Source organism: Paenibacillus wenxiniae (genome assembly GCF_039822605.1).
Taxonomy (GTDB): Bacteria; Bacillota; Bacilli; order Paenibacillales; family Paenibacillaceae; genus Saccharibacillus; species Saccharibacillus wenxiniae.
Window position 1 is genome coordinate 1 of record NZ_JBCGUH010000010.1, and the last position, 26,193, is coordinate 26,193.

At 44.1% G+C, this 26,193-nt stretch carries 17 protein-coding genes; 4 read left to right on the plus strand and 13 right to left on the minus strand.

The annotated features are described in order from the left end of the window. Positions 1–88: 88 nt before the first annotated feature. From AAHF22_RS16955 to AAHF22_RS16980, 6 genes are all read right to left on the minus strand, one after another. Positions 89–1,987, minus strand: coding sequence for a thioredoxin domain-containing protein (locus tag AAHF22_RS16955; protein WP_347326215.1), 1,899 nt, complete (start codon positions 1,985–1,987; stop codon positions 89–91). Positions 1,988–2,022: 35 nt separating this feature from the next. Then, complete coding sequence (locus tag AAHF22_RS16960; protein ID WP_347326216.1) at positions 2,023–2,199, minus strand: DUF255 domain-containing protein; 177 nt, start codon at positions 2,197–2,199, stop codon at positions 2,023–2,025. A 208-nt stretch (positions 2,200–2,407) separates the two neighbouring features. Then, positions 2,408–6,097: an S-layer homology domain-containing protein gene (locus AAHF22_RS16965; protein WP_347326217.1), complete on the minus strand. Its 3,690-nt coding sequence runs from the start codon at positions 6,095–6,097 to the stop codon at positions 2,408–2,410. 129 nt (positions 6,098–6,226) lie between these two features. Next, complete coding sequence (locus AAHF22_RS16970) at positions 6,227–7,024, minus strand: family 20 glycosylhydrolase (RefSeq protein ID WP_347326218.1); 798 nt, start codon at positions 7,022–7,024, stop codon at positions 6,227–6,229. Positions 7,025–7,707: 683 nt separating this feature from the next. Beyond that, positions 7,708–8,616 carry a methyl-accepting chemotaxis protein gene (locus AAHF22_RS16975; RefSeq protein ID WP_347326219.1) on the minus strand — a complete coding sequence of 303 codons (909 nt, stop codon included), beginning with the start codon at positions 8,614–8,616 and terminating at the stop codon, positions 7,708–7,710. A 393-nt stretch (positions 8,617–9,009) separates the two neighbouring features. Continuing rightward, the gene (locus tag AAHF22_RS16980; protein ID WP_347326220.1) at positions 9,010–9,450 is read right to left on the minus strand and encodes an Imm63 family immunity protein; all 441 of its coding nucleotides are present in this window, start codon (positions 9,448–9,450) and stop codon (positions 9,010–9,012) included. Positions 9,451–9,592: 142 nt separating this feature from the next. Here AAHF22_RS16980 and AAHF22_RS16985 point away from each other — a divergent pair, with 142 nt between their 5' ends. Genes AAHF22_RS16985 through AAHF22_RS16995 form a run of 3 tightly spaced genes read left to right on the plus strand, consistent with a single transcriptional unit; the run spans position 9,593 to position 12,192 of the window. Further along, the gene (locus tag AAHF22_RS16985; RefSeq protein WP_347326221.1) at positions 9,593–9,997 is read left to right on the plus strand and encodes a CBS domain-containing protein; all 405 of its coding nucleotides are present in this window, start codon (positions 9,593–9,595) and stop codon (positions 9,995–9,997) included. A 21-nt stretch (positions 9,998–10,018) separates the two neighbouring features. Beyond that, positions 10,019–10,705, plus strand: a complete 687-nt coding sequence (locus AAHF22_RS16990) for a response regulator transcription factor (protein WP_347326222.1) — start codon at positions 10,019–10,021, stop codon at positions 10,703–10,705. Then, the gene (locus tag AAHF22_RS16995; protein ID WP_347326223.1) at positions 10,702–12,192 is read left to right on the plus strand and encodes a sensor histidine kinase; all 1,491 of its coding nucleotides are present in this window, start codon (positions 10,702–10,704) and stop codon (positions 12,190–12,192) included. Before AAHF22_RS16990 ends, AAHF22_RS16995 begins: the two co-directional genes overlap by 4 nt. Positions 12,193–12,397: 205 nt before the next feature. Here the strand turns inward: AAHF22_RS16995 and AAHF22_RS17000 are convergent, their stop codons facing one another. After that, the gene (locus AAHF22_RS17000; RefSeq protein WP_347326224.1) at positions 12,398–12,682 is read right to left on the minus strand and encodes a hypothetical protein; all 285 of its coding nucleotides are present in this window, start codon (positions 12,680–12,682) and stop codon (positions 12,398–12,400) included. Between the two features lie 487 nt (positions 12,683–13,169). Here AAHF22_RS17000 and AAHF22_RS17005 point away from each other — a divergent pair, with 487 nt between their 5' ends. Then, positions 13,170–14,243: a WD40 repeat domain-containing protein gene (locus AAHF22_RS17005; protein WP_347326225.1), complete on the plus strand. Its 1,074-nt coding sequence runs from the start codon at positions 13,170–13,172 to the stop codon at positions 14,241–14,243. Between the two features lie 132 nt (positions 14,244–14,375). Here AAHF22_RS17005 and AAHF22_RS17010 read toward each other — a convergent pair whose 3' ends face one another. From AAHF22_RS17010 to AAHF22_RS17035, 6 genes are all read right to left on the minus strand, one after another. After that, entirely contained in the window at positions 14,376–17,495 is a 3,120-nt protein-coding gene (locus tag AAHF22_RS17010; RefSeq protein WP_347326226.1) for an efflux RND transporter permease subunit, read from the minus strand. Continuing rightward, the gene (locus AAHF22_RS17015) at positions 17,492–18,970 is read right to left on the minus strand and encodes an efflux RND transporter periplasmic adaptor subunit (RefSeq protein ID WP_347326227.1); all 1,479 of its coding nucleotides are present in this window, start codon (positions 18,968–18,970) and stop codon (positions 17,492–17,494) included. The genes AAHF22_RS17010 and AAHF22_RS17015 overlap by 4 nt, the downstream gene beginning before the upstream one ends. 203 nt (positions 18,971–19,173) lie before the next feature. Beyond that, positions 19,174–19,824 (minus strand): TetR/AcrR family transcriptional regulator, encoded by a 651-nt coding sequence (locus AAHF22_RS17020; RefSeq protein ID WP_347326228.1) that lies wholly within the window; start codon positions 19,822–19,824, stop codon positions 19,174–19,176. A gap of 644 nt (positions 19,825–20,468) precedes the next feature. Next, a complete protein-coding gene (locus tag AAHF22_RS17025; RefSeq protein WP_347326229.1) occupies positions 20,469–20,792 on the minus strand; it encodes a hypothetical protein in 324 nt (107 codons plus the stop codon). Positions 20,793–21,639: 847 nt separating this feature from the next. Further along, positions 21,640–23,946, minus strand: coding sequence for an RNA-binding domain-containing protein (locus tag AAHF22_RS17030; RefSeq protein WP_347326230.1), 2,307 nt, complete (start codon positions 23,944–23,946; stop codon positions 21,640–21,642). A gap of 14 nt (positions 23,947–23,960) precedes the next feature. After that, positions 23,961–25,928: a 3'-5' exonuclease gene (locus AAHF22_RS17035; RefSeq protein ID WP_347326231.1), complete on the minus strand. Its 1,968-nt coding sequence runs from the start codon at positions 25,926–25,928 to the stop codon at positions 23,961–23,963. Positions 25,929–26,193: the final 265 nt, after the last annotated feature.

The window sequence follows — 26,193 nt, forward strand, 5'->3', positions numbered from 1 at the left end:
TGTATCTGTATCTGTATCTGTATCTGTATCTGTATCTGTATCTGTATCTGTATCTGTATCTGTATCTGTATCTGTATAAAGTGTATCCTTAAGCACGCTTTGGCTGCAACGCCTCTGTCACCGCTTCCAGTGTCGTTAATGGTGCATGGCATACAAAGCCTTCACATATATACGTCATCGCATCCGATGAAGACCACTTATCTTGCAAATGCGGCAACAGTTTACGTGTTGCTTCGCCGGTAGTTCCGCTCTCGTTGAATAATAACGCTGCAAACGGACGATACGCCTTTTGCACTTCAGCAAGCATTTGCTGGTATTGCAAATCTTCCCATTTGCCAGTAACGACAATCTCTTCCGTACTGTTTATGATCTGCATGCCAGCCAGCATCAGCATCGTATAACCGGCTGGATATTGCTTCACCGTTCCGGCAAAAGCATCCAGTATGCGCTCGGCATAACCTCGCAGCTCATCATCATTCGTCATCGCTGCCAGTCTCGCCAGTACCCATGCTGCTACCGAGTTGCCCGAAGGAATCGCTCCGTCATAAATTTCCTTCGTGCGGCTGATCAGTTGATCACCTTCAGCGCCACTAAAGTAAAAGCCGCCCTGCTCTTCATCCCAGAATAGGCTGATTAACTGCGATTTGAGCGTCAGCGCACGCCCAATATGCTTCGAATCACCGGTTGCTTCATACAGTTCCAGTAAACCCCAGATCAGATACGCATAATCATCCACATAAGCGGGAAAAGCTACATGTCCATCACGGTAACGAGCCATCAATCGTCCATCTTTGCGGAACATCGTTTCCCAGATAAAATCAACGGCACGGGTAGCAGCCTGTGCATATTCTGGCTTTTGCAGTCGTTTGCTCGCATGAGCCAGCGCAGCGATCATCATGCCGTTCCATGATACAAGCACCTTGTCATCCTTAAATGGATGAACACGCTGCTCACGGTAATGGAATAGCTTCTGACGATATTCCTCCAGATCTGTGCGCAATGCCAGCTCGTTCAGATCTCGTTCTTCCGCAATATCCGCAAGCGTATGCGCAATCAGATTCGGTATATTGGCACCTTCAAAATTACCTTCCGGTGAAATGTCATATACATTACAATACGTATGCATCGCTTCCAGACCGAGCACATCCTCGATCTCATCGCGATCAAACAAATAGAATTTGCCTTCCACACCTTCTGAATCAGCATCTTCTGCCGAATAAAAAGCGCCTTCCGGCGAAGTCATATCCCGTAACACATACGTAAATATCTCCTCGGCCACACGCGCATACTGCTCATCTTCGGTCAAACTATACGCATCCACATAGGCAATCGCAAGTAGCGCGTTATCGTACAGCATCTTCTCAAAATGTGGTACGAGCCACTGCTCATCGGTCGAATAGCGGGCAAACCCAAAGCCAATATGATCATAAATGCCGCCCCGATGCATTCGTTCCAATGTAGTGCGCACCATTGCCAGCGCCTGCGGTTGATCATACGTATAGGCATAAGCCGACAAAAACATCAGATGATGCGGAGTTGGAAACTTCGGTGCTCCGCCAAAACCGCCATACTGCTCGTCAAATGAGCTTACCAGCGTTTGATACGCCCGATGCAAGATCGATTCATCAAAACTGCCGGGTTCCGATTGTGCTTTCACTTCATTCATCCGCTGTACAATCGCGTCGCCTGCTTCGACAATGCGCTCGCGTTCATTCATCCATTTATCCCGAATCTGAGTCAGCATATCGATGATGCCGATCCGGCCATACTTCGTCTGCTTGGGAAAATACGTCCCGGCATAAAACGGCTTCTGCTCTGGGGTCAGCAACACGGTAAGCGGCCAGCCGCCCTGCCCGGTCAGTGCCTGACAATACGCCATGTACAGATTATCAATATCTGGCCGTTCTTCCCGATCGACTTTGATCGGTACAAAATATTCATTAAGCAGTGCAGCTACTTCTTCATCTTCGAAGCTTTCTCGCTCCATCACGTGACACCAATGACATGTGGATGTAAGCCACACTAGGAATAGCCGACAGACAAAAAGACCGGCTTGCCCTCTCGCTTGGATTTGGTAAATGCTTCCGTTCCCCATGCCATCCAGTTCACCGGATTATGGGCATGTTGTAGTAAATAAGGGGATTTCTCGTGGATCAGATCGTTCGTATGTTTATGATCGCCTTCGATAAATTCGCGCATGATGAATTCCTCCTTATGATTGTTATTGATAATATAACCGAATGTGGAACAAAAGAAAAAACGAATTCTCTCACCTGCAAGCAGAGAGAGAATTCATTTCTTCAAACGAGGATATAATTGCACCTAATGTGCCGATATGAAGCTACACCGCTTGCAGCGGCTGGATCAGCCTAACATCTAACTGCATACAGTATGCCGATACACCAGTCTATTTGGAAGCGTCCAGCAGATTAAGAATAATGGTGATCGCCTCAGCCCGTGTAGCCGCAGCCTGTGGCATAAAGGTATGACCCGTTCTACCCTGAATGATTCCTTTTTGCTGTAATAGGTGTACAGATGCTTTTGCCCATGCCGGAATGCTAGTTTCATCGGCAAAACGAGATACCGTGTTGCTGGACTCGTTCAATTGGATCGCAGCTGCGAGCATCGATGCCATTTCTGCACGTGTTATGATCGCATTCGGACGGAAACGGTCATCCGGATAGCCTTTAACGATCTTGGCATCCATTGCGGCGCGAATCGCTGGTTGTGCCCAGATGCCAATCTGTGCCTGATCTTTAAAATGAAGCGTATGATCGGATGTCGGCAATTGAAGCGCATGCGCCAACATTACGATAAATTCAGCGCGAGTGACCGGCTTGTTCGGCAGGAATGTACCATCCGCATACCCTTTCACCATTCCAAGCGCAACAGCACGCTTAATGTTGGATGCTGCCCAGCTAGATTGGATATCGCTAAACGAAATAGAGTTGGCTGGTTGAGTTGTTGGTTGTGTCACCGTTGGTTCGGTTGCAGGCGCATCCGCTGTCTTGCTAATTGCCATAACTGCAAACTTCGTAAAATGGTTCACCGCGCCCGTAATCTCATTGCCTTGAACCGTACCGCCAACTTTAATCCAGCGCTGACTGGACTCCCCATAATAGAAAATGGCGGCTGTCTCGTTAGCTCCAATTTTTTTTGGATCAAAAGTAAACTTGAGTGTAACCGGATGAATAAAATTCGAAGGATTATTTTTCAACAATTCATATACCGGACTGAGCAGCACAGTACCATTGGTCGGTGGTTGCTCGCTGGTATCCAGACGTTTCATCGTAACGATCAATGGACTGTCGCTCGCTCCTGCTGGAATCGAAAGCAACAATGTATTGTCTAATCGCACTTCGCCGGATTGCGAAGGATGGAGGATCAGACGACCGTTGTTGGACACAATCGGAGCTTCTGGAGTCGAAACGATTCCTGAACTGCCGCTACCAGAACTGTTACGAGAACGATCACTACCCGAACCACTGTCAGAGAAAGCCTGACGGCTCACAAGCAATGTATACGTCTGGATCTGACCGTTGCGTGCTTTAATCGTAATCGGGATAACATTAGCGCCAATGTTCAAAGGGATGGACTGTGCCTGACCGCTAATAGCGGATTGCCCGTTTATCGTAAGCGCAGCAGAAGTATCATATACATTCGCCGTCACCGTTGTCTGAGCAACACCACTGCCGACCGACACGTTGTAACTGAGTGTGTCCGGTGAAAATGTCGGTGTAAGCGATCCACCCGCAATTTGCAATCCAGTTAGCTTTGTGCTGAACCATGGAGTAGCACTACGTACAATTTGCAATGTATACATACTCGTTATGCCGGTTCCATTGGGCGAATAGACTTCAATCGTTACCGATTGCTGCGGCTGTCGTATATCGACCTGATAGCTGTAACTATCGGCAGTAACACTCGATCCATACGTTACACCTGTCACGGTCAATTGTTGTAGCGGATGATGCTTAACGACCGTAAAACCGAACCTGTACACGTCGCTGGAAACGTTCGCTGTATACGCGGTAACAGAAGGATCGAATGCTGGCGATAATTGACCTTGATCGATCATCAAAGCCGACAGTTTCGTATCGATCAGTTCAAGCGTTTTGACTTGTACAAAATACGGAATGCTGGTCATGCCATTGCTCACCGACATCACTCGATACGTATAAACCGTATTCGGCTGCAAACCGCTATGCACAAAAGAAGGATCACTACCACTATAAATCGGCTGTGCGTCGTCATTAACATACACGAGATAGGAAGATGCACCGCTAACTGGATTCCATTGTAAATGGATACGGTTCGATTGAGTATCAATCGATCGCAATTGCTGAATGCCTGCATCATCTGTACTTGAATTGTAGTCAAACGACAGCTCGTTAAGGATTGTATATTCATCGCTATCTGCTGTATAGACGATTCTTGCTTGCTGCACATCGTTTTCATTCATCGCTAGCGTCATCGTTTGCTTTGAATCATCCAGTGTACCGACCGTTTTCCATTGCAGCGAACCTCCTACCAGCTGGGCAACCTGGAAATTAGCTTGTTTGATTCTGCCATAGTTCGCATCCGGATAATATTGAACCGTAAAGCTGGACAGATTCATCGGTTTAGCAAAATGGAATACGATCGTATCGCCTACTTGCTGCATACTATTAATCATTGCGTAAGTGCTCGATTTACCGTCGAATGCCGGACTGAAATCGATAGACTGCTCATCGTTCAGCCCCTTGTACATCGTGGCGTTAAAGGCAATCGGCTTTACATTTTTCATCGTTCTGATGATATTCTTAACCGCAGCGGCTACATCCTCTTCGGAAGCGGTCGTATCAATCAGAAGCGGCTTTGCTTGCTCAATTGCTGCCAGGTACTTAGTATACGATGACGATACGGCATCGTTTTGAGCCTGTGGAAACTGAATCAGTACATACAACTGCATTTTGGACATCGCGATTAACTGGCTTTGTGCCTGCTTTACACTGCTCACCATACTGTCGATCGTCGTCTGAGTCGCTTTGGCATCATCCAAAATGGCTTTCGCCTGCTGAAGCTGCTGCGCATACGGTTGGTAGGAGACAGCAATATAATCGCCAGCCGGATAAGCGGCGGATTGATCATAGGCTTGCTGCAAAGCGGTTTTGTCCGTTTTCAAATTATAAATAAGGTTTACCGTAGTGCCTTTGACGCTAAACGTACCGCTGGCATTGGCGGGCAGACTTTGCAGACTGTAGCCGTATAATACGTCCGGCGTCAATGTATAGGCAGAGCCGAGCGTGCCGAACACCCGACTAGTATACAGCGTCTGTCCTGCCTCATCGACAGCATGGATATAAACGACACCTACACTATTCGCGTCTACGATATCGCTTGCGGTCGGCAGCGCACGGTCATAACCCGGCATCTGACCGATTTGATCAAATACGCTTTTGAACGCAGCATAATCACTATAGCGCTTTTCGCCAATCCATGATTTCTCCGCCATGGCGCGTAATGGTTCATACACGCCTGCACTTACCTGATCCTGCGTTTGCGCTCCCGGCGTATCGCTCCAAATGGCAAACGAAGCGCCTAGAATAGCAGCTGGATACGGCGAATTATACTCTTGCTTTACAGCCGAGCTAATATTCGGGAACAGACCCGGATGCCATTCATTATAAATTTTGGCACCAGTCGGGTATGTATACCCTGCATTTTCGCCAAGTACATAATAGAAATAGGCATCGTTGAAATTAACAAGCTTAAAGCCTTCATCGATAAACGTTTGCACCGGCGCCATATGAGAATCCCATTTGGTCCAGTAGTTGATCTGGATCGACTTTTTCAATTGGACACGTTCCGTCTGATTATCACGGAAATAGCCATCGTTCCAGATACGGGCAATAAAGCCCTTTTTCTCCATATGCTCGGCAACCTGATTCGTGTAATCGATAAAGGTATCGATCCCTGTCCCATCAGCAATGCCCAGCACATTGCGTGCATAATTTTGCAGCTGTGGGAAGCGATCAAAATGGTTAAAATCAATAAATTCATCGCCGCCAATATTGAAATATTTGCTATCTTTAAACAGCTCTGCATATTCATCCAACAGATCAAAAATGTACGCTTTAGCTGCGGAATTCGTAATATCGAGCGCACCTTTACATACTTCCGTGTTGCTGCATGCGTTACCTTCGCTGTCTTTGAGCTTCCATTCAGGATGGTTACGCAGTAAATATTACAAATGACCTGGACTATCAAAGGAAGGAATAATATCCACCTGATATTGCTTAGCCACCGCCAAAATCTCTTTCATTTCTGCCTGTGTAATATATTCCGGTGACATGACTTCTGGATGCACTTTGCTCTCCAGCCGAAAGCCTTCATTTTCGGAAAAATGTAATTCAAGCGTGTTAATTTTCAGCCAGGATGATTCTTTCACCTGTTGAATCAACCAATCTTTTGTATAAAATTTACGTGCCATATCGATATGGTAGCTACGCTCCGACAATGTCGGATAATCGATAATCGTACCGTATTGTAGATCACCGGACACTAACAACTGCTGCTCAATGGTACGTAATCCATACAGGATGCCGCGCGCGGTCGGTGCAGTCAATTTGATCCGATCCGCAATTTCCAGCTTGTATGCTTCCGAATTCGAAGTTTCGGATAACTGTCCGAGACGGATAATAATATCGCCAGCTTCGGCAAGAGACTCGTCTCCCGTCTGAATGGGCAACGGTTCGGAAGAAGGTAACCCTTTGGCAGCCAGCTCGGCATCGACCAGCTTAACGACACTTGCTAAAGTGGGATCAACCGTGTTTCCCCCGTCCTGCACAATATACAAGCGCGTGCCTTTTTGCAGCTTCCAGACGGCCGTTCCATTCGGAATATATTGCTGCACACTTATTTGTTGCCTGTTAGATGACGAGCTGGATTCACTGACCTGTGACTGAGTTTGTGCGTTAGCTATTGAAGAAAAGGACGTAACGACAAGCAGGACGATCATAAGTAATAAGCAGCTTTTTTTCATTATGTTTGCCTCCATATCGGGTTAAAATCCAAACATAGCTGTTGAACAATGCTGTCATAATTTCGCCTTATTCAGTATTCCATTGTAACGTGAGCTATACGGATCGAGATGATCTACTACACGAATGACAAACGATGCTAAACGAAAATCTAACCAACAAGGAGACGCTGCAGTCGCCGCTTGTTGTGTAATCGTTTAACGTGAACAATTCGGCAAAACGCAAATAAGAGCACACACAAGAGAGGCAGAACATACGACATACGTATGTCATAACTACACTCCGTTGTTGGCTCATGCCCATTACTGGTAACACGCCGATCTACGGCCGCTATGGGATTGATTACGATTTCATCATTAGCATATAACGTGAGAAAGTCATCGTCAATAACATTTGAATATTTTCATTATGAAAATAATTATAACCCCCACTATAGATGTAAGTTTAATTCACATGAAAATTTATACATAAAGTTCATATCACATCATAATCATTCAACTCCATCCATTTCCTTACAAAAAAACGAGAGTACGTAGATCATATAACGATCTGCTCACTCTCGCTTGCTGAATACGATATTTATTAGTTTGCTAGCATCATATTAAGATATAGATAGGATAACCTTTTTTACCGATAATGAGTCTGATACTACCTGGCAATGACTACAACTACGAACGACCTGTCATCAAATCTCATGCGTTACACGATCTGCATGAATATTCAGCTCATTAGCCGATGCGAAAATCGCATTAAACGACTCCATCGCTGTCTGCATACGTTGCTGTCCGCGTTTTACACTCTGTTCTACTTCTGTGGTTGTGTTGTAAATTTTGCGCACCTCGTAGTCCATCGCGTCTACGCTACATTTCACCTGAGCAATGGATTCCTGCACCATATTGGACAGTTTGCCAACCTCTTGCGCAACTACATTAAAGCCACGCCCAAATTCGCCTGCACGTGCCGCCTCAATCGCTGCATTGAGTGCGAGCATTTGCGTCTGAGATGCTATTTTACGAATCGTTTTCACGACATCTTGAATTTCATAAGCTTGTTCCTGCAAGCGATGGATCGTCTCTCCGTTAGAAGAAGTCACCTTAGCGATCTGCTCCATGCTGACCAGCAGCTCTTCGCTGTGTAGCATACCATCCGAAGAACGCTGATGCAGCATCTGGGCGGTATGTTGCAGATCATCCACAACACGGCTCAAATGATGATGACGTTCGGTAATATCCGTTGCCACCTTCGTTACCCCGATCACATGACGGCGTCCCTGATCCCATACCGGCATATACGTTGCTTCCAGCCAGACCTCATCGTCATTGGCATTACGGCGTAAAATTCGATCGTGAAAAGTAATGCCTGTAAATAGATTGTCCCAAAAATCTTTATACTCCGGGCTATTCGAAAACTCTGGAAAACACAGATCACGATGATGCATCCCAACCATTTCGCCAGGCGAATACCCGATCACACGTGCAAAAATATCATTAACGTAAGCGACACGATGCTCGGTATCAAATCGAATAATTGCCAAGTTTTCCTGTAATGCGCGCACGACCAATTCATCTGTCACCTGTTCATTCAATTTTTCCATAGCGCATATCCTCCTGTAGCGATGTATATTTATCTACTTGTTATTTATATAGGTGTTATTATTCTATCGTGTTTAAATAACCAATTAAATTATATTTTTCCAATTAAAGAATATAATTAAACATAAGTTTTCAAAAGAGAATTAATTCCTATATTTGGTATATAAGAACTGATTCCTATATCGGCATGATGCCACTCAAAATCAATATGTCTGCATTGGAAAAAGACACTATTCATCTATGTGAATAATGCCTTCAGCGAAAATATACGATTGATCCTCCATAGATTGTCCTCAATAAAACAGATATGAACTACGTTCATTCCGCTTCTGATAAAATGTGTATCCCCCTTACTTATCAACTCCCTTATCGCTACACCCAGCTACACCCCTTTATTACCTCCGCTCCAATTCCCTTCTTCGTCCACTACGATACATTTCTCCGTATCTATCATCGGTAGCTGCAAAGGCGCGTTGAATCAATGCAGACCATTCTGCCTGTATCGTGTCCGTTAACTGTAAATGCCCTTTACCCTGTTCAATCCCGTGAAGACGAAGCAATTCCAGATAAGCGGCCGTTTGAATACAGCTATCCAGGATCCAGTAGATCACATCATGCTCGCGCGATGGATCGATTTTTTGGTTCATAATTTGAATTCCACGCTCATATAGTAGTAATCTGTATCCATCCGGGTCGATAGCGATCTGCGGCTCCAGATCACCATGCCATGAATCGTCAAAGGCAGCTTCTACCCATGAAATCAAGTCATCCTTGTACAGCGCTGTCTGTTGTAGCTGTGCTACGATAGCATCAATCAACTGTTGTTTGGTCTTCATTGTACTAGCTCCTTCACCTAAAATAAGGGATTATACATTGCCTGCTTTGTGGCTACAATGCTGTAAACCTTTACACATGCGATTCAAAATATGTTTTAATGGAAATATTATTGATAACATACGATGTAAAGGAGTGACATTTGTGCAAATCTCACATTTTCTCCTGCCAAAAGAGCAGGTTACTTATGTATCGTCCACAGCTTCGATGCTCGAAGCGCTAGAACAGCTGGAACGTCATCCTTATTCCGCTATTCCCATCATTGATGAGCAAGGGAAGTATGTGGGTACACTATCCGAAGGCGATCTGCTATGGAAGCTAAAAAATGCATTTAATCTTGATTTTGAAGCGATGCGCCATGTACCGCTTACGGATATTCAGCGCCGTGTACATAACGAGAGTGTCGTCATTACTGCCAATATGGAAGATATGCTCAATCGCGCTGCCGATCAGAACTTTGTGCCGGTTACCGATAATGAAGGTCTGTTCCTCGGCATTATTCGCCGTAAAGATATTATCGAATACTACAATGATACCATTACCGATTGATCGTGTGAAAGGAGCCTGTCCATGTCGACGCGTGTGCTAATTGCGGATGATGAAGCTGCGATTCGCAACTCGATTGCCTATGCGCTCAAGCGCGAGCATTTTACGGTGGAGACCGCGACCGATGGCAAGGATGCGCTGGCACGTGTGGCGCAATTTCGTCCGGATGTGCTCGTGCTGGATGTGATGATGCCTGAAATGGATGGTTATGAAGTATGCCGCCGACTGGAGCAACGACGCGGTTTAGGCATTGTGCTACTGACCGCACGTGATGATGTGATTGATCGCGTGCTCGGTCTGGAGCTTGGTGCGGATGATTATGTCGCCAAGCCTTTTGATATTCGTGAGTTAATTGCGCGAATTAAAGCACTTGCTCGGCGTGTAGATCGCGAAAATGCTCCTCTCCCACTTGACGAGCCGCGAACGCTTGGGCCGCTCACCGTACAGCCTGCCAGCCGCGAAGCTCGAATTGACGGTGTGACATTAGAACTTACGCCCAAAGAATTCGATCTGCTCGTACTGCTCGCTACCCATCCAGGACGCGTGTATACGCGAGACGAGCTATTAGAGCTAGTCTGGGGAATGGATTATCTGGGTGAAACACGCACAGTGGATATTCATATTCAACGCTTGCGTAAAAAGCTCGATCCCTACCAATCCCTACTGCAAACCGTTTACGGAATTGGCTATCGCTCGGAGCCGCAGGCATGAGAGCCTATTCCCTGCTTCATCCACGGCTCGGTTTGCGTTGGAAATTCCCATTATTGCTCGGTGCGCTGCTGCTGTTTACGGTGACCGTGCTTAGCTTACTAGTACTATCCGGTATTCGTAGTAATCAGCAACAACAGACCGAACAGCTTCTGCTGCGGCAAAGTGATCTGATGCAGATGCGTATTCAGCAAGCCTATTTAAGCGGTGAGCGATTATCGCCTAGCCTGTTCATGCAGCGGCGAGCGGCTGAGTTAGCAGTAGATCTGGGAGCTTCCAGTAATATGCGGGTAATTGTATACGATCGAAACGGCGAGCTGCGCGGTGATTCCTTACCGCTAGCTCGCCGTAGTGATGTCAGCGCAGCGATGCGTTATGCGCTACAAGGACAAACTGCTTATATTACCGAAGGCTCGAATGTGCTGTATTTAACGCCGGTGTATGGTGCAGATCAGCTGCTTGGCGTTATTCAGCTCCATCTGTCGATTGCAGAGCAACAGCAATTTTACCATAATATGTTGATGCTCTGTCTATGGACAGGAGCCGCTGTACTTGCGTGTAGTTTTCTAATCGGCTGGCTGTATATTCATCGGCAGACGCGTGATATTCATACGTTAATGACCGAGGCACGTGCCATTGCACATGGCCAGTATCCAGATGAACGACATGCTCTGCTTAAGCGCTCGGATGAGCTGGGCGAGCTAGGTGACAGCATTACGGAGATGGGCAGTATGATTGAGCAAAGTATGAATCTATTAGAACAGGAGAAACTACAGCTCCAGCAAGCGGTAACGAAACTTTCTGCACTGGAGCAGCTACAAAAGGCCTTTATCGGCAATATTAGCCATGAACTAAAAACGCCTGCTACATCCATTCAATCTTATGCCGATCTGCTCGGTATGTATGGCGATGATCCTGAGCTTGTACGCGAGGCAAGCAGCAGCATTTCATCCGAAATCCGTCGTCTGATTGAATTAATTGAAGACTCCATTCGTTTATCGCTGCTGGATAAATATGATTTTGAGCTTCATCCTAAACAGGTACAGCTCAATGATCTGATCGAAGAAGCAGCTGCACGCACACGTGGTAAAGCGACCAGCGCAGGCATAGCGCTGGATGTGAAGCTCGATCAGCCTGTACAGCTGCTTGCCGATCCAAAGCATTTGATGCATATTTTGCTTAATCTACTCGATAATGCGGTCAAATACAATTTGCCGCAACACGGCTGGATTACCGTACAAAGTCAGCTCCATGACGAAACCGTACAGATTCGTATGAGCAGCTCAGGCCCTGCGATTCCTGCGGATCAGCAAGAGCTGGTGTTTGAGCCGTATACGACATTAAGCCAGAATCGTTCGCGTGCGAGCAGCGGCACCGGACTGGGTTTACCGCTGGCGCGGCGGCTTGCCCAGCGTATGAACGGCAACCTATATATCGAATCGTCGGATGAACATAGTAATGTATTTGTACTGAGTATGCCGCTTTATTGAATGCATGTATACGGGGTTAGGATGGATAATCCATATAATGAAAAAAGACTTTATTGCTGTTCATCCATGCAATAAAGTCTTTTCTATACTGTTCAATATGGAGTTATTGCTTGTATTGCTGTTCCTAACTGCTTATCGCAGACCAAGTTTGAACAGTAGCGTAATATCACTATCACCATTCACCTATTCCGACTAAACCCTTCGTCTATGTCTGATTCGAATGTTGTCCCAGTAGACGATCTTCAATCAGATCAATACCCTGCGGCGTAATAACAAAATGCATATATCCCACAACATCTTTAATGTCGATTAAGCCTTTTTTGTGTAAATAGTCATAAGCAAGACGGGTTTCTTTATGGGTTAAAGGCCCTACATTTTTCTTCGGCCCAGGCAGATGAAACGAACGTTCTTCCGGTCCAAAATGATAATCGTATAAATCCTGCAAAAGCTGTATACGTAGCCGCTGTCTATCTCTAATCTGGTCGTTCATGCTTTTCACCTCCACATGCATGATTTCGGCATGGCGTCCACTCCTGCTTGCAGGTGGTACAGTCTTTCCAGGCTGATTATGATTCCATATTTTACATGTGCATTGCTCTTACATGTGCATTGCCTATTCATCATACCATGAACAACATCTTTGCACGATTGTACACCAAAACATCCAAAAACGCTGTTGTTTACAAGTTCGATACAATTGTACATACACTGGAAATGTATACGTAGTACGCTGAATGCATACGTAAGACCGCACATCCTTCCAGCGCTGCGCTTGTATGTAGTCGGATTATTTTCATAATTTAGGAGTTGATTTTATGGTTGATCTTATCCAGCTTGATTCGTCTCGTTCGTCTCCTTCATGCTACACTTCGAGAACTCCCAGAGCTTTGAAAAATTCCAGAACTTTGAGAACTTTCAGAACTTTGAGAACTTTCAGAACTTTGAGAGCTTTGAGAGCTTTGAGAGCTTTGAGAGCTTTGAGACCTTCTAAAACTTTACAAACGAAAACCTCTCGTCATCATAAGCGTTACTGGAAGTTGCTTGCCAGTTGCTCCTTACTGGCACTGGCGCTGCTTACTGGTTGTGGCAATGATCAGAAGCTAACGGTAGTAGATCATGCAGCAAGTGTGCCTGTGGCGCCATCCATCAGTCTATCTTCAATTGATAAACTTGATCAAGTGTATGGGCGGACCTGGCTATCTGCCGATGAGATGATTATCGAGCGCAACAATCGCCTGATGGTGCATAACGCTGCTACAGGCGCTGAACATGAGCTAACACCGGATCGCAAAGGAATACAATTGCTTGCTGAAGCTGCACCTGATGGCAAACATGTATTTTTTACCGAAGGTGTAGCGAATGACCGATATACGATCAAAGGCTATATTCTCGATATCCAATCTGGAGATATCGTCACTATTGGCAATATCGACATGGTAAATGAGTTCAAATGGGCGGACTCTTCGCATCTAATCAGCGGAACCCCCGATACGGGCTTACAGACTTTTGACCTGCAAGGGCATAAAACAACACTTCAACTTCAAGGTACGAATACCAAAGATACGATTATGCAAGTACAACAAGTTGGCGAAACGATTTATTTTGTCGGTGGTTCTGCCTTGAATCGTGTAGAAAAAGGCGAATTACAGGCAATGCCGATTGCAAAGGATGTGTGGAATTTTGACGTGGCACCAGATGGCAAGTCGATCGTTATTCAGCAGGTCGGTCATAATGAATCTGAGCCGGGAAAGCTAATGATTATCGATCACAATGGTAAAATGCTTGGTAAAGTTGCCGAAGGAACGCTGCTCGGTCGCCCGGCATGGTCGCCGGATGGTACAATGCTCGCCTTTTCTATTTATCAGGAAAGTCAGCAGGGGATGAAAGGTCTGTACATTTTCAATCGTAGTACAGGCACGACTACACCGGTTACGACTGAATTTCAGGCGTATAACAACTCGCTCCGCTGGAGCATGGATAGTCGCCGTATATCGCTGTATGCAGAGGATAACGGTGTTGTAACTGCATTGATCGGCATTCAGGTGAAATAAGTTTGGCGCTATATTTCCCACCCAGTAGACTTGTAGGTCATACAAGCAGCAGACCCTATAGCATCTTAATCTGCTATAGGGTCTGCTCATCTGTGTCATATCATCCTAATCTTGATGCGATGTATTCTATCCTTACCATTCATTGAGCTTTTGCTCCAATAGCGCTTCTTGCTCTGCCTTGCGAGCTTTGCGCTTATCGTTATGGCGAGCCAGCACCATATACAGCGATGGCACAACGAACAATGTGAGTAGCGTCGAGAACACCAATCCGAATACAATCGCAATCGCTAGCGGACGGAATAGTTGCTCGCCCACTGTTGCCATTGGCAATAGCGCAACAATCGCTGCCAGTGAAGTGAGTAGGATCGGTCGGAAACGGGCAGACGCTGCCTGAATAATTGCCTCTTTCATTTCCAGTCCTTCATGGCGGGCGTCCTCGATAAATTCAATCAGTACAATTCCGTTTCGCACGACAATCCCTGCCAGTGAGATTACACCCATAATGGACATAAAACCGATTGGCGTCTGACTAATAAATAAGCCTAACACCCCTCCAGCTGCCGCCAGATACACGGTCGTCATAACGATCAGCGGAATCCACATCGAATAAAATTGCATCGCGATCAAAATAAAGATCAACACGACAACGATCGCAAATAACTTCGCCAGATCGATGAAAATATCGCTTTGCTTCGATGTCTCGCCGCCCACTTCCCATGAATAGCCCGGTGGGAAGTTGATTTTTGCCAGACCGACATTCACATCCTGCATCACCTCGGTAGCAGTACGTCCATTCACATCCGCTTCAATCGTATTGGAACGTGACAAATTATAATGATTAATCTGCTTGATGGAGAACGCCGGATGAATATGGACGAGCTGTGTCAACGGAACCTGTACATTGTCCGAGTTCGTCACATTCACCTGCTGGAACAGAACAGCTGGATCTGTCGACGGTGCGTCTTTCATGTAAATTTTGATATCGACCAGATCACGTCCATTATCAAACTCGCCTACTTTCACGCCTGTACCGGTCATAAGCAATGTACGCGTCAGATTCTCATACGTCACATTGTAGCGATCCATAGCCGCACGATTCACTTCAAAGTCCAGTGTGTAATCCTGCACACCCATCGTATCGCTAATATTACTTGTTCCATTCGTTGATGCAATTACATTTTTCACCTGATCGGTCAGCTTGCGCAGCTCTTTCAAGTCCGTACCAAGAATACGGATCGAAACGGGCTTGCCGACTGGAATACCAAGCTCGGTCTGTGTGACCGATGTGGTGACCTGTGGAAATAGTTGCTTCAATTGTTGTGGCCAATTGGCAACAGCCGCTGTACTATCCAGCTGCCCAAGCTCGCCTTTTAACAGCACCTCACCTTGATTGGTCGAGAAGGAAGCGATATTCGTAATATTGTAAAAGAGCGGTGGCGCAGTACCACCCGATGCAGACGATACCGATTCCACACCGGGCTGCTTTTGCGCCCATTGGGCAATCTGACGCACCGTACTGTCTGTATCTTCAATCGATGTGCCGGTTGGCATCGTAATCTTGATCGTCAGCTCTGGATTGCTAGAGCGTGGGAATAGCTGTACAGGCGTGAACAGTGTAAGTCCATAAATACAGGTGCTCACAATTAGCCCTGCCAGCGCGACCAGCATCGGACGCTTCAACACTTTTGGCATCAGGCGATGGGCATAGCTATCCGACACACTCTGAATCTGCTTGCCGAGTAATCCGGCAGGCTTGCTATTAGCACGCTTTTTGCCTTTTAAAATATTTCGTTTTTCATACCAGATACGGAAGATCGGAATGATCGTAAGCGACATGGCCATCGATGCCAGCATCGCCAGTGAAATGACGACCGGAATCGGCTTAATAAAAGCACCCACGTCACCTGTCAAGAACATCAGCGGCGCAAACGCTGCAATCGTCGCCAGCGTTGCTGTCAAAATCGAGACCGATACTTCTTTCGTACCGTTTATCGCCGCATCATATGGACGCTCGCGCAGCACAGATAGCCTTCGTTCGATATTGTCATTAACGACAACTGCATCATCGACCAGTATGCCGAGTACGATAATTAGACCGACAACTGTAATCTGATTCAGCGTAATATCCATGCCCGGCAAGAACGTCATTGCAATCGCAATCGAGATCGGAATCGCCAGTGCGACAAAGGATGAAGTTAGCAGATTTAAGCCCAGCATACAGACAACGATAACGACTGCAATTGCAATCAGCATCTCCACGAGCAGATTGTGGAAAATACGATCGGTTTCGTTCTTTTGCGCAAATAGCGATGCAAGCTTCAGATTGGACGGCAATGTCGTTTTCAGTTCATCCATCTTCGCATTCACACGTTCATACATGGATGGTACATCCGAACCGACTTCACTGTTAATCTGAATGGAGATCGACGGCTGTCCGTTATAATAACTGTTGTACTCTACCTTCTCATTGCCCATCTGTACGCTGGCAACGTCTTTTAAATAAACCGGTGTACCATTTTCAGACTTGAAAACGACAACCTTTTCCAAACTGGACGCATCATGATCCACTGGCACGGTCAGCTGGTAGCTGCGCTTTGCATAATCCAGTGTGCCTGTCGGCACGCGGTTATTTTCCTTTTGTACCGCATTCAGAATTGATTCCCACGGAATGCCATATTGTTGTAGCTTGGACATATTCGCTTCAATACGTACCTGCTGTTTCGGCAAGCCGGTAATCGTTACATCGGTTACGCCCGCAACCGAGCGCAGCTGATCTCGCCAGTTAGTCATCAGATCCTGTAGCTTCCATAAATTTTGCGCGCTATCCCCGTAGATGGCGAACGACTGAACAAAGGCTTTAGTCAAATTATCATTAATGACCGGTGCATCGGCGCCATCCGGCAAATCCGCCTTTGCATCTTCGACCTTTTTACGCAGTTCACTCCATACGGTTGGTGCATCCGCTGTTGGTTGTGTCTCCAGTGTAATAACAGATACGCCTGACATCGACACCGAACTGACCGTCTTGAGATTGGATACTTCTTTAATCTTCGATTCCAGCACCCTCGTGACGGTCGTCTCCACTAGCTCCGGTGTAGCGCCAGCATAGACAGTCGTCACCGTTGCCTGCTTCACAACGATGTCTGGCATAAGCTGCTTCGGTAGTCCAAAGCCACTAAATGCACCAATCCCGATCAGCAATGCGAAAAACAGCAGGGTAATCTTACTTTTCTTAACAAGATATCGAATCATTGCGCACTGCCTTCCTGCGATCCGCTGGTAGCCTTCGTACTTCCCGCAGCCTGCGCTGTAATGCGATCACCGTCCATCAATCGATCGGCACCTGATGTGACGATCGTATCGCCCACTTTCAGTCCTTCCGTAATGACGAGCTTGTTGTCCATCAGAGCACCGGTTTTCACGGATGTACGTACAGCTTTACCATTCACACTGCGATACACATAAGGTGAATCATCCATACTAACGACCGCTTCGACAGGCACCATAATGCCTTTTTGGGATTGTACATTACGGGATGCTTTGACCACCTGTCCTGGCTTCCAATCTTGATTCGGATTGCTCAGTTGAACCTCCACGCTAATCGTCCCTGTATTATCATTTGTCTTTGGATAAATGTTGGTCACCCGTCCGGTACGTTGCTCGTCATATAAACTCAAACTTACCTGCTGACCGGTCTTCCACTGGGTAATCTGCTCATCCGGCACAGGCAGCAGTACCTTCAACTGATTAAGCTGACCAATCGTAAATGCCGTCGTGCCTGCCGCTACCGTCTGCCCAACTGAAATGTCCTTTTCCAGCACAACGCCGCTCACCTGCGACTTCAGCTGAGATTTGGATAAGGCTAGCTTCGCCTGCGCCAGTGATACACTGGCCTGATCATACGACGCTTGCGCCTGTTGTACGCCTGCCTGTGCTTGCTCAATCCCTGCACTTGCTTGAGACACTTGCGCCTGAGCCGACTGTACACCTACCTGCGCCTGCTTCACCGCAGAGGCAGCACTTGCACGATCTGAATTACTTGCCCCTGCCAGCGTCAATGAAAGCTGCTGATTCGCATCATCCAGTGCATCCTTTGCTGTCGCAAGGGAAGTCTGTGCCTGCTCATTTTCCTGCTTGGTGAGCAGTCCATTTTGGAATAACGTCTCTGCACGGTCCGCAGCCGACTTCGCCTGATTGTACGCCGTCTGCGCCTTGCTCACCGCATTACGCGCTTGCTGCTTCTCCTGCTCACGCGCACCATCCAGCACGCCCTGCTGCTTCGCTTTCGCCCCTTCCACCTGCGCTTCGGCTGCCGCTACACCTGTCTGTGCTGCCGAGCGAACAGCTGTTGCATTGCTGAGTGAAGCATTCGCTGCGGTCAAGCCTGCATTCGCTTGTTGTACCGCTTCCTGTGCTTCACTTACCTTTAACTGTAAATCCGCACTATCCAGCGTTGCAATCGCCTGCCCCTTGTTAACGGCATCTCCCACATTGACTCGGATACGATCAACTGTACCGCCAAGCTCAAAAGCGACCGGCGATTGCTGAACCGCAGCAAGTGTACCAGACAGATCATAGACTGCGTTTAAAGGTACAGATTGTACTTTAGCTACGGTTACCGTACTTGCGCTGGTTGCCGCCGGTTCCGCTTCCTTGCTTGAGCAACCTGCCAGTAAAATCGTTAAGGCTAGTCCCGCAGCCCAGAGAGGCTGTATTTTCTTTACCATCGTCTTGCTCCTCCATTTCCATATCCCCGCTTGGCGTGAATCGCCTGTGACTTCTTTTCTATCTATATGCTTCTATCTATAGATCAATGAGTTGTGACAGTAAGGTAATTGTTCAATATACGATAAGCTCTGATATGCGATAAGTATTCGATATGCATTGCCTGCACCCATTGCATCCACTAGATCTACTTCATTCACTTCAATCAAGTCAGGAATTTGTGCAGCATCTCGAACACTTCATCATTACTAAGCGGTTCGTTCTCCTTTTCCCAATGGAGTGTCATCGCATCATACATATGAATGAGTACAAGTGAAGTCAACTTCACATTGTCAATCGGACGAATGAGCTTCTGCGCAACTGCCTGCTCCAGCAAGCGGCAGACCGCTGTGTTCACAACCGAATCAATATGGCATAATGCTTTGTGGGAGGCGGTTGTTCCAAACTCCTGTAGCTCTTCTGCCAGACGATCAGCGATGGTATGATATTCACGGAAGCTGATACAAGTATAAATCGCGCGATACATTCGCTCCTTACTATCCCCTTCGCTGTTAATAATCTCCTCTGCCTGACGCACCATCTCCATTAGCGATACATCCAGAATCGCATTCAGAATCTCTTCCTTCGTTTCAAAAAAGAGATAGATCGTTCCTTTGCCAATCCCGGCGTTCTTCGCAATACGATCAACTGTCGTCCCTTTATAACCAAACTTGGAAAACACCTCACGTGCAGACTCAATAATTTTCATATAGCGCTCATCATGTGAATGACTCATCATACGCTCCTCCTCTAACAACAAATGATCCAGCATAAATGATAATTTGATCGGTTCCTCATCCCAAAATAACTCGTTCATCGCATTCCCTCCTGTCTCGCCGTACTGTCTGGATTCATCCCGTACCCATTTCGAACAGGCAAAATCAGGCAATACACAGCATGCTAGCCCTGTCCTGTAAGCGTAAAGATGAGAGTAGATATAGCGAATGTTTTTCGTGACCAAAAAACCATTTCGGTTCTGTAGTCAGAATATAGCATGCTTTCTGACTGAATGCAAACTTTACGTGGCGTTGGAATATGGAATTGAAATTGAAATGTGGAGTGTTGCAAAAAATCCATAAGGGGATCGGCGTTAAAACGTTGTATGGAAATAGGCGTAAAATGAAAGAAGTAAACCGAAAGCAGTAACAGTAAAAGAGACAACAAAGGGAGTAATAAGGCGAACAACAAAGAGAATAATAAAACCGGATGCATCGATCGCATCCGGCTTTTGTTATTATTATCGTTATCGTTCTTATAATAAAATTTTATCATATATGGAATATCATCGTTTTGGCTTTTATGATGAAATGTCAGCCTATATTCTCGTTATCGCATTTTATTGTGGGATTCATTGTATCGTCTCGTTATAATGTCTTCTTATGCGATTGCAGCTACCTTTATAAAGCTTCATCACCGCTATATCTTTTTCTGATCTCGTAATAAAATTCAGACATCGCTAGACTAAAAATTCTCATTTAAAATCCATTCTGCCTTCGCATCATCCGGTCGAAAATGCGTAAACACTTGATTCATCGCATGACGAATCGCCGCTTCCGGCGTATGCTGCCCTGCCTGTTCCAAAATGTAAGGCGCTGCCTCACTGCCCGGCTGGTAAAAGTGGCTCACATCATGGTAATACTGCTCATCCCGCCCTTGCTTGATCCGCACAGCGATGCGCGTCTTGCCCAGCTTCGCATGCTGCACCCAGACTTCCCATTCGCCGACGACCGTATACCGATCGACAATATACTCGTAATCATCAAAAAGCTTGATTATCTCATTCATTGGTTAACCCTCCGTTTGTAGAAATCAAGGTAGTGGAGCTGTGTGCAGGTTGTATCGTGATATAGTGATGGGTTGGCTGCAACGGCTCTCATGAGTACGTATTATAGTTGGGGTGGTTGGGGGAAGTCAAATTTGGGTTTGTATAGTAGAGGATCTTCTTACTTAAATATCTAAAAAGTGTTTATTTAATTACCTATCTAGGTACTTAATTGAGCAAGCAAATTAAATATAGCGAGCTATTCTACATATATCATTTGTCAAACTTGTCAGTTACTCTATCGAAGCTATAATCCACCACTATGGTATTCAGCTTATTAAAAATATCTGTAAAAAACATTAGTGTCTTCTAACATCTTTAGCAGAGGATTAATTAGCATCTACCATTTTACGAATTTAGGTTGCTATGATCCCAACTAATACCATCATTCTTTGCATAGCATTTTTCGGTCGATATACTAGTGATGTTAATCTCAGATTATCAGCAATTTGCTTGATAGAGCCAAATACCTAGTCCTTCATCTTAAATTGTTCCTTGATTTGTAAAATAAGTCGATTTAACTATTGAATTAACAGATTAAACATTTTTGTAGTAGTTACAATACTTTCTATTGCTGATTAGAATCTCGACTACAAGGATTGTTTCCAAACCAATGCCTAGTATGAGCATTTGTTGCAAGTTATTATTAGTTGTTTGAGAGAATTAATGTATACCTCGCTCCCAATATTTTCTCCATTGAACTAAATTCAACTATAAATTTTTAAAGGCTTATTTATCAAATTTCATAAAAAACACTCTATTTATATAAATAGAGTGTTTTTAAATAATTTTCTAAATATAAAGTTACCATTAAAAAGAAAAACGATTTACCATGTCAAAATCTGGAATGAATGGACTGTAGTCTTTAGTATCAAGTTCGAGGCTTTGTTTTAAATGATTTGTGTTATAACGATAATGTTTAATTATATTATTTTTTATAAAAAAGAAATACGGCTTTTTCATAAATTCCTGTAAATTTTCTCCAAAAATCATGTTTGATTCTTCTCTATAATCATCATGCTTTTTAAAACGTTGTTTATTAAATTCTTCCTTTGCTTGAGAGCTTAATGCAGATGCTTTCAAAACCAGTAACAAGTTTTGATGAGTATTTTCACTTTTATTAATGTATTCAATCTCCTGAATTACATCATCATATTTCTCAATTCTCATATATAATATACATTTCCATACACTCAACATTGTTTTTAACTCTTTGTAAGAAGTATTAGCTGAGGCTTGTACAAAAGCGGTGTTTATTTCATTATATATATGAAAATCAGTTACACGTCTTCTGTTAGAAATTTTTCTTAGTATTGTATATAAAGGTAACATATAATTACCTGAATAAAGTTTCGGGATTACGTCTATACTATCTGTTATTAGTTCATTACTATTTAACAAATCAATAGACATATTAAAAGACATAATTTCATTTTTATTTATAACAGTTTTTAAACCAAAATTAAAAGCATAGTCCTCATTAATATCTTTATTATATATATCAAAAAGTCGCGTTTTTTGAGTTAATCTTACTTGTTCAGCACCAGGTATGCGTTTTTCTTCAATCAAATAATTTTTTAATAAACTATTTAAAATATAAACTTGTTGACCTTTGTTAAACTCTTTGTAAATCATCGATCTAGCTACCAACTGTTCCAGTAAATTTTGAATATGATTTCTTTCTAGGTTTGTAACACATATTAATTCATTTAACGAAAGATAGCTGGCTTCAGATATTGCCAACGAATACATCATGATAATTTCATCACTTTCTAATTCTTCTAAAGTAGAGTCAAAGCAGTAAGCCTTCAATGGTTTTTCACTATCTACATTTCTTCGGCTTAGAATTTCTGTCAAAGGTCTTCCTTTATACATTTGTGATAGAAAGAACTTTATATAGAGTGGATTTCCATTAGTTAATTTATAGAAACTATCAAACAATTGTTGAATTTCGATTTCATTTATTTTTCCGCTAATATTTTTATTTAATTCTTGTATAATATTATCTACATATACTTCTGTTGTCTCTTTTCCAAATGAAGATACAGATACAATTTCTTGAACTCTAAGATCATGTCTTGATGTGAATAAAAACTTATGACCATTCGGTGCATTTTTTACGAAATCATTAATTCTTTTAATCTCTTCATTAGAAAACACCTCTAGATTATCTAAAACAAATAAAAAACTTGTCCCATTTAAAGCTTCATTCACTAATTTTAATTTTTCCGCAAAACTAGTTTTTATCAAAAAATTAAAATCATGAAATATTAATAAAATTTTATTATAAAGATCTTCGATAGAATTAAACTCTCTTTCTAATTCTCTTCTTTCATCAAAATAAATTCTCTGATCTTTAGCACTTATCCAAATCACATCATCAAATTCACTAACTCCTTCCTCAATATCATTTTTGACTCTTTCAGCTACTTTGTAAGCGATGGAAGTTTTCCCTACCCCACCATCTCCTACTAAGGATAAAAGATAATTTTTATGATGATTAATTAAATCATTAAAAACCTCTACCAATTCATCTTCCCTCCCAAAAAATTCATAGTAAGGTGCTGGTGGGAATTTTGAATACCTGTTATACGTAGGATCCGATTGTGGATTGTTCTCGCCAATTTGTTGAGTTTTTTGTATTATCCTTTCTACTGTAACCAAATCTTTAGCTATATCATTGGTGGAACCATTTCTATAATATATATTCCCTTTTTTCAATTTTTCCCCATGATCTTTTGCACAAAAAACAGGCCTTTTTTGATCTTTGCTAATTTCAATTATTATGATCGAAACATTTTCTATATCAAGTTTTACTTTTCTAATACTAAAATTTATTGGATGACTTGAATAACTGCTTAGCAGTTGCACCCATCTTGCATCATCAATATGAGTATTAGCATGCACACCTAGAATCTCTTTATTTCCAGTTCCATCTTCTTTAACGCCACAAATAATGTAAGCATTGTTGTTAATAGTAGAGTTAGAAAAAGACAAAATATCTTTTACAAAATCCATTTTACTTTTACTATCATTTATATCAAAAAAGATTGATTTAAAGTCTAAAAGGGCATTTTCTTCTTCTTTAAGCATTTTTCTTATAATTTTGCTATCCATTTCACACACTCCTTTTAATAATTATTTAAATTAATGTTCTCCTCCACCCACTTCGCAAATCCTTCCATCCGGCTATAACTCAAATACAAATACTCCATCGCCCTTGTCATCCCAATATACAACCGCGACACTTCCTCATCCCATTCCTCGTCCTTCGCCTTCTCTCTTGGCATCCCGTCCACATTCACGATAAACACTGCCCGGAAGTCCATTCCCTTCGCACTATCAATCGTGGAAATTTTCACCGTTTCTTCGTAACGATCAAAAGCATCTTTCGTTCGCTTATTCTCGGTGAACCAGTTAAACGGAATCTCGCTTTCCTGCAAGCCCTGCCGGATCGTGTCGACGATATAAGTGTTTTTGTAGCTACCCTTCACCCGATATAGGATCACCATATCGGTATAAGCGACTTTTTTCTCCCCATGCAAATATTGAATTTGCTCCGCAACCCAATTCATCTCGTCTGTAATCGATGTACAATGACGCATCTGTGGTTCAGGGCCTTTACGCTTGGTGCCTTGAGGGGGGATAATCTCGGCGACATCGCTTGCAGTAATCGTATTCTGGAATTTATCTTTGAGCTTGGAATGGGAACGATAAAACTCCCAGGCAAAATGAACGATCTGTGATGTGTTGCGGTAGTTGATATTTAATATTTTGGAGCGTCCACGGAAGTCGAGTCCGGTGTTACGAGATAGGCTGACTTTGCGGCGGAAAATCTTTTGGGCTTTATCTTCTACGATCAATAATGATTGTGTATCTGGATTAAGTGACTTCGTGATCAGCTCTAGCCATTGTGGTTCCAGGTCCTGACCTTCATCAATGAGAATCGCATCGTATTGTGGTGCGATCATCGTTCCACTTTCCAGTTGATCCAGCAGCTCCTGAATTTGACGTTCATTTTCTTTCTCACTCATGGAAAACTTCAATGGAAAGTGCTTATACATCCAATCGTGAAACGTCCCAATTTCAAGTTGTTCGGGCAATATGTCATTGGCCTGTGCCTGTTCTGCTTCCCCTTGTATCTGCATCGTTGACCATTCGAACAAATCCTCTGGTTCGCACAGCTTGTGCATGATCATGCTGCGAATATTGCACGATAGTGGGCTGCCATAGCAGAGTACGAGAATACGCCAATCGGGATGCTCACGCAGAAGTGTGCGTGCTCGTGTGGCGAGTACAAGCGTTTTGCCACTTCCGGCCACGCCACGGATCAATCGATGCCGATCGCCAAGCTGACGAGCAAGCGATTCTTGATGCAAATCCATCGCCTGCATATTGTGTAGCGATAGCAGCACATCGTCCTGATAATAGCCACGATGTTGAATATCTGCACGGATACGCACTTCCGGAAATAGATGATACCGAATCGCTGTCATGTCTTCCTCACTCAGCCATTGACGCTGGTGAAAAGGAATTGGGAACATATTGCTCATGCGTTCCCGCAGATGGTCTGCATCGAATTGCTCATCATCTGGATTGATCTGCTCACGAGTTAGTACCAGATTAAGGTCGATGCAACGATGAATTTCATTGCGAATCATATGCACTTCTTTCATACGGGTGAATACAACGCCATAGCCATAGCGAAATTTGAGACTATTGGCGTAAGCGCCTTCCTGCTGGAGCAGATTGCGGTCTTTTTTCAGTTTGTTGTGGATATGGAACGCGTAGTTACGCGCCTGTGTGATCGGATTTTTCACAGTTTCCAAACTTTCAGTGCCCTTGTTAGTATGTAATTGCCATTCATCCGGGCTTAACTGGTACAATGTATGCTCGGTATAGTCTTTCACTTCCAGTACGAGTAGACCGAGATCGGGACCGATGATTACATAGTCGGGTCTGCGATGATGACCGTTGTTAATATGGGGTTCATAGTAGACGATATAGTTGTCGGGAAGATGTTTGCGGAAGGTGTTGAATAAAATCCGTTCTCCTTGCGTGGCTGAGCCAGGAATCGTTTCTGGAATCATGTATGCCATAAGTTCGTGCTCCTTGTTGCCGTCGATTCCGCGCTACTTCTGCTTTCGTTCCAGTGCTTCTGGAATACTAACGGAGAATATATTTTGTGTTCAGATATGATGTATAGGTATATAGACAGGTGTCATAAGAGTGAATATATTGCTTAATCTTCTTCATAATACATCTTTTGTACTATTATGGAAATACCTATTTTTCTAGTTTATGTATGAAATACATTTATTTTATTATTTTTAAAGTAGTTCCTTTTCTGTTACATTGACCAGA